The organism is Synechococcus sp. CB0205, from assembly GCF_000179255.1.
Classification (GTDB): domain Bacteria; phylum Cyanobacteriota; class Cyanobacteriia; order PCC-6307; family Cyanobiaceae; genus Vulcanococcus.
The window spans coordinates 1-5,718 of sequence record NZ_ADXM01000010.1 but is presented as its reverse complement, the minus strand read 5'-3'; the positions used below and the strand labels follow the sequence as shown (position 1 = coordinate 5,718).

Below are 5,718 nucleotides of genomic sequence, written 5' to 3'. Positions count from 1 at the left end.
TTCAACGGGGCTGAGAGAGTCGCTGGTGTGCGCGCTTTGCGCAGGCCTATTGTTGATGCAAGCCAGATGAATCCCTAGGTGTTGGTGCGTTCGCGTCGATGGCGCGCGATTGTGAAGCCGTTCTGGAAGGCCTATCGCCTCTGGGATCGAGAAGATTGTGTGGATCTCAGTGCGGCCTTTGCTTATCACAGCCTTCAGTCCTTTTTCCCCATCCTCCTGATTGCGCTGGGGGTCGCTGGCCTGGTTCTGGGGCGCATGGATGGACTGGCCGATCAGGTCATCGCTGTTGCGGATCAGTTTTTGCCCCCTTCGGCCTTGCCCCTGGTGAGTACAACGCTGCTGCGCCTGTATAAGCAGGGCACGGGTGCGGGCTTGATTGGTGTCATTTTTCTGGTGATCTCTTCCACCAATGCCTATCTCAGTCTTCAACGCGGAGCAGATCGGCTTTGGGGTTTTCGTCCGATTCTGACTCCACCGGAGAACTGGAAAAAGCCGGTTTGGAAGTTCATTCGTAACCGGATTGAGTCACTGGTTGTTGTCGTTCTGATCGGCTTTTTTGTGGTTCTCGATCAGATCACGACCAACCTGCGTCTGCTGAAGCCCGGCAGCTGGAGACTGTTGCTGGAGAGCTGGCTTCCCGCCAAGCTGCACCTCTGGGCACCGGTTCCTCTGCTGGTGGACTTGGGCATCAGCGTCATCATTAGCTGCTCGCTGGCGTTTGTCCTGCTGGCCTTCATGCCGACCCGCAGGGTCCCCTTGAGGCCTCTCATCCCGGGATCGCTGCTGATTGGCTCAGCCCTGACGGCCCTGAACCTGGCCCTGGGCCGAAGCTTGATCTCCCTGGGGGCGCGCTTTCAGGCCTATGGCGTCATTGGTGGTGTGTTGGTCCTCAGCCTCTGGGTTTGGCTGGTGGCGCTGGTCGTCTATTACGGCATGGCCCTCAGCGTGGTCTGCAGCAAACGGCGCGAGCTTTCGGCAGGATGATGGTCCTGCGGCTGCTCCGTTTGCGCTAGGCGATGCAACGTCCGATTCCTTGGCTTTGGATCACGCTGATCGGCGTCCTGCTGATCGCTCCGGGGCTGGCTGGGCGTCTGTTCGTTGATGTCCTCGAGGGCATCACCTTGCTGTTGGTCTTGGGGCCCCTGGTCCTCGGTGGAGCGGGCTTTCTGGCCTGGCAGTGGTTCAAGCGCCGCATCGTGACCTGTCCGGCCTGCGGGACCCCCAGCGTTGGAGCGCCCGCTTGCCCGGCCTGTGGGGCTGACCTCAGCCAGGTGCGTCCAGCCGCCTCCGCGGCCAAGCCCGTCGATGCCCCCGCTAGCGATGCGGTGGTCGACGTTCAGGTGCAGGACGTCACGGATCGCTAGGGCTTCCCTCAGCCTTCGCCGGTTCGCGCCATCTCAGCAAGACGACGTTCCCGCAGGAATAAAAAGAAGGGTGCGGCGAAGGCAAAGGCAATTGTTCCTGCGCTCAGCAGAACAATCCAGAGGTGACGCATCTGCAGGCGCCGGCTCTCTACGACGATCCAGATCGTGATCGCTGAAGCCCCCACCAGCAGATCCCGCGACAGCGATTCAGCGGCCGGATTGGCATTGGCCAGGGCGATGAACTGGGCCAGGTCAAAACTGGCGCCGTACTCGCGCATGAACTCCAGGTTGGAGAGCCAGGGCAGCACTCCGCCCGCCACCGCCAGGGCGAGATAGAGCCAGGCCAGCCAGGGTTGCTGAGCGGGGTTGGAGGCCATCGCGGTCCCTAGGTACTGAGTGCCTCCCATTCGACCACTTCCTGGGCCACCTGCTCGAGCACCACCTGGCAGCGGGCGGCATAGGCCTCAGCGCGGCGATAGAGGCCTGCCATCTCCTCGACCTCCAGCTCTGCGGACTGAAGCTTTGCCAGGGTGAGCTCCAGGGCCGTGTTGGCCTCTTGGTAGCTCAGGCCTTCGATCTCCTTCTGCCACTGCTCGGTTTCAGCCGAAGCAGCGGCCTTGGCCTTGCTCGCGGGCTTCTTGCGTTTGGTTTGGGGTTTGGCTTCCGTCATGGCATCAGAGGTGAGGGCTGACCTGCTCCACCACGGCCTCGATCTTGCCGTCGACCAGCTCCAGCCTGAGGGCATCGCCCGCCTGGCTCTGGCTGACGGAGCGCAGCAGGGAGCCATCGGCCCTGCGCACCAAGGAGAAGCCGCGTCTGAGCAGCCGTTGCGGTGACAGGGCTTCCAGCAGTTGCAGCCGTTGCTGCAGTCGCAGGCGCTCCCGCTCGATGATCAGGCTGGGGTGGCATTGCTCCAGCCGCTGACGCTGCAGCGCGAGTCGCTGCTGTCCCTGCTGGAGGCGATGCAGCATCAGTTGACGCACGATGGCCAGACGGTGCTGGAGGCCCTGAGACAGGGCCTCACGATCCGGCAACAGCGCAACAACGGCCGCCGTCGGCGTCGCTGCCCGGTAGTCCGCCACAAGGTCGGCCACGGTCGTGTCGTCCTCATGGCCCAAGCCAGTGACCACCGGGATCGGGCTCGCCGCCAGGTCGCGGGCTAGTTCTTCGTCATCGAAGACGGCCAGGTCCTCTCGGGCGCCGCCCCCGCGGGCCAGAACGATGGCCTCGATCTGCAGTTCGTCGCTGCGCTCGAGCACCTCGGCCAGGCGCTTGCGGATGGTTGCGGCCACCATCCCCTGCACGGGAATCGGCACCACGTGAACCGTGGTCGCCGGCCAGCGCTCCTGGGCTGTGCGCAGCATGTCCGCCAGGGCCGAACTGGGCACGCTGGTTAAGAGGGCAATCGCTGCGGGCATCTCCGGCAGGGGGCGTTTGCGCTCCGCGGACAACAGGCCCTCGGGTTCCAGGAGCGCGCAGACCCGCTCGAACTGCCGTAGAACCGCGCTGAGGGCCGGACGGATGTCGAGGATCTGAACACAGAGGTTGGCGCGGCTGGCCCAGAAGTTCAGTTTCCCCACCACCAGAACCCCATCCCCTTCACTGGGCTGGTAGCTCAGGCGCTCCCGCTGGGAGGACCAGACCACGCCGGAGATGGAGGCCGACTCATCCACCAGGGTCAGCCACAGATGCCCTTTTTTCAGTTGGGGCCGCGAAACGGTGGCCTCCAGTAGAAACCGGGGGGCAAAGCCCCGCTCCAGCAGCGAGCCAATCGCTTGATTGAGTTCCGCGACGCTGTAACGCGGGATGCCGGAGTCGCTCTTCATCACCGGCTCAGGCGCGCAGGAGCATCAGCGCTCGAGTTGGCGGTAGCAGCTCCACCAGTAGAGACAAACCACCGCACCGATGACGCTCAAAGCGAGCCCGACGGCGTTCTGGACGTTGAACAGGGCAATGGTGGTCAGCACCAGGGCTGAACTGAGCAGTCGGGCACCGTCGCGGCGATTTTTGGCGTAGAAGCGGGCCAGGACTCTTCAGGACGCACAACCGCAGCCAGTTTGGCCCACCGATAGCGTTGGCGCGCCTTTGCCCGGGTGCCTGTGACGTCCCCTCGAGCGCGCCTGCAGAGTCAGCTCGCAGCCCCCTTGCCGGAGCACCCGGAGCTGGTGCTGGTCACCGATCTCGACGGCACCCTGCTGGGGGGACCAAGCGACGAGCGTCGCGGCTTCTATCGCTGGCTGGCCGAGCAGCGCGAGCGGGTGCTCCATGTCTTCTGTACCGGCAGGGACCTGGGTGCCATCGCTCGGGTGCTGGGGGAAGACGAACCGTTGGGGCTGGCGGCCCCCCACCTGGTCATCGGTGATGTGGGTTGCACGGTGGCCTGCGGTTCCTCCCTGTTGCCGATCCCACTGGCGGTGGACCCCATTGAGCAGCGCTGGCAGGCCCTGGAACCGCGGTTGCGCACGCTGCTGGAGGGGCAGCCTGGACTGGAACTGCAGCCCATGAGCTCCAACCGACGTCTGGCCTTCTATGTCGACCTCGATCAGTTCGACCTGGGCCTCATCCCTGTGCTCGAGGCGGAGGGGGCGACGGTGGTGATGTCCGACAACCGCTATTTCGATGTCCTCCCGGGCGGGGTCGACAAGGGCTCAACCCTGCTGTCGCTGCTTGGGTGGTTGGAGGCGGATCACACCACGGTGGTCACCGCTGGGGACACCCTCAACGATCTGGCGATGTTTGAAACCGGCCTCAAGGGGGTCATGGTCGGCAATGCCGAGCCGGCCCTGGTGGAGCAGTTGCCCCGTCTCTCGGGGGTCTATCACGCCCAGGGCCATGGTTGTCAGGGCATCGCCGAGGGGCTGCGCCACTTTGGTTTTGGCCACCTGATGGCCTAGCGCTGCTGTTGCTCCAGCCGCTTTTTGGTGAGGGCCGTGGGCGTGGCGTTGGCTGGATCCTCGGGCCAGGGATGGCGGGGATAGCGGCCCCGTAGGTCCCGGCGCACGTCCTGATAGGCCCCAGTCCAGAAGCCCGCGAGGTCTTGGGTGATCGCCGCGGGGCGCCCCGCCGGCGAGAGCAGTTGCACCGTCACCGGCAGCCGTCCGCCCAGGACCGTCGGGGTGGTGGCGGCCCCGAAGAGCTCCTGCAATTTCACGGCCAGCACCGGTGTGCCGCTGCCGTAGTCGAGGCTGGCCTGACGGCCGGAGGGAATCGCCAGGCTGGTGGGCAGCAGCGTCTCGAGCTCCTGGCGCAAGGACCAGTCCAGACCGCTCCAGAGGGCCTCGCAGAGATTGAGTTGTTGCAAGTCCTGGCGCGAGCGCAGGCCCTCCAGTTGATCCCCGAGCCAGCCCAGTGGGTCGGCTTCCAGGACGGCATCGCTGCGGTCCAGCCAGGGGGCGCCCAGTTCCTGGTGGGCCAGGCAGAGACGCTGTTGCAACTGCCTTGAGCCTTTGCCCCAGGGCAGGGCCTCGAGCCCCAGATCGGCCAAGCCCTCGAGCAGCGCGGCGCGCAGGAGCTCTGCTGGGGGATCGCGCAGGGGCCGGCGCTCCAGCGTCAGCGCACCCAATTGGAGGCTCTCCTCGGCCTTGACCCGCTCTTGGCTGGGATCCCAGCTCACCAGTTGCAGGCGTTCGCCCTGCGTTTGGGCCAGGCTCTCGACGCTGCTCTGCGGCAGGGCCAAGGCCAGCTGGATGCGGCAGTCACTGCCTCCCCCATCGGCATGGGCAATGGCCAGGGCCTCGCTGCCCCAGAGGGGGTCGCCGGGATGCAGTTCGGCGCCACGGCCGGAGCGCAGCTGGTAGCGACCGGGGGCGCCTGGGCGCTGCAGGCTGACCCGCTCGGGGTAGGCCTGGGCAATCAGCTCGGCGCAGAGCAATGCCTCCTCGCCACTGTTCAGGGTTGGTTGGGGGCGACGGCGTTCTTGACCGGCGATGCCCTGGAGCTGGCGCTCCAGCTGCGCCTGCAGCTGCTGAATCGAGCGCCGGCGATGGTCTCGCCCGTCCTGCCGCAGCCAATCCAGCCGGCGCAGCAGATCACAGCCGGCCTCATCCAGCCGCAGGGGGTCCCGCTCGCTCAGCAGAGCGGCCAGGGCACAGCCCAGGCTTGGTACGCCGAGCGCCTGGGCCTGCAGCAGCACCTGGCCCAGGCGGGGATGCACCCCCAGCTGGCTGAGTTGGCGCCCATGGCTGTTGAGTTGCCCGGCGTCATTGAGGGCGCCCAGTTGTTGGAGTAGCTCCTGCCCCTCCAGCAGATGGGGCCGTGGCGGTGGCTCCAGCCAGGGCAACTCCTCCCCCAGACCCGCGCCCCACTGGGCCAGTTGCAGCACCAGGGGGGCGGGGTCGGCCTCCAGCAGGGCCGG

At 66.0% G+C, this 5,718-nt stretch carries 7 protein-coding genes; 3 read left to right on the top strand and 4 right to left on the bottom strand.

Going from position 1 to position 5,718, the window contains the following annotated elements; genetic code table 11:
• Positions 1–84 precede the first annotated feature (84 nt).
• On the top strand, positions 85–984 hold the full coding sequence (locus CB0205_RS0100745; protein ID WP_369791646.1) for a YihY/virulence factor BrkB family protein: 900 nt from the start codon (positions 85–87) through the stop codon (positions 982–984).
• A gap of 32 nt (positions 985–1,016) precedes the next feature.
• Positions 1,017–1,364: a zinc ribbon domain-containing protein gene (locus tag CB0205_RS0100740; protein WP_010313161.1), complete on the top strand. Its 348-nt coding sequence runs from the start codon at positions 1,017–1,019 to the stop codon at positions 1,362–1,364.
• Between the two features lie 8 nt (positions 1,365–1,372).
• Here the strand turns inward: CB0205_RS0100740 and CB0205_RS0100735 are convergent, their stop codons facing one another.
• The 3 genes from CB0205_RS0100735 to xseA are packed head-to-tail and all read right to left on the bottom strand — an operon-like array spanning position 1,373 to position 3,190.
• Positions 1,373–1,741: a DUF2834 domain-containing protein gene (locus CB0205_RS0100735; protein ID WP_010313159.1), complete on the bottom strand. Its 369-nt coding sequence runs from the start codon at positions 1,739–1,741 to the stop codon at positions 1,373–1,375.
• A gap of 8 nt (positions 1,742–1,749) precedes the next feature.
• Positions 1,750–2,034 carry an exodeoxyribonuclease VII small subunit gene (gene xseB / locus CB0205_RS0100730; RefSeq protein WP_010313157.1) on the bottom strand — a complete coding sequence of 95 codons (285 nt, stop codon included), beginning with the start codon at positions 2,032–2,034 and terminating at the stop codon, positions 1,750–1,752.
• A gap of 4 nt (positions 2,035–2,038) precedes the next feature.
• Positions 2,039–3,190: an exodeoxyribonuclease VII large subunit gene (gene xseA / locus CB0205_RS0100725; RefSeq protein ID WP_010313155.1), complete on the bottom strand. Its 1,152-nt coding sequence runs from the start codon at positions 3,188–3,190 to the stop codon at positions 2,039–2,041.
• Between the two features lie 273 nt (positions 3,191–3,463).
• Between xseA and CB0205_RS0100715 the strand changes: the two genes are divergently transcribed.
• Positions 3,464–4,258: an HAD family hydrolase gene (locus CB0205_RS0100715; protein WP_156797701.1), complete on the top strand. Its 795-nt coding sequence runs from the start codon at positions 3,464–3,466 to the stop codon at positions 4,256–4,258.
• On the opposite strand, the gene CB0205_RS14055 is transcribed toward CB0205_RS0100715, so the two are convergent.
• A partial coding sequence (locus CB0205_RS14055; RefSeq protein ID WP_010313149.1) for an ATP-dependent helicase C-terminal domain-containing protein occupies positions 4,255–5,718 on the bottom strand: 1,464 nt, incomplete at its 5' end. The two genes, CB0205_RS0100715 and CB0205_RS14055, sit on opposite strands and share 4 nt — an antisense overlap.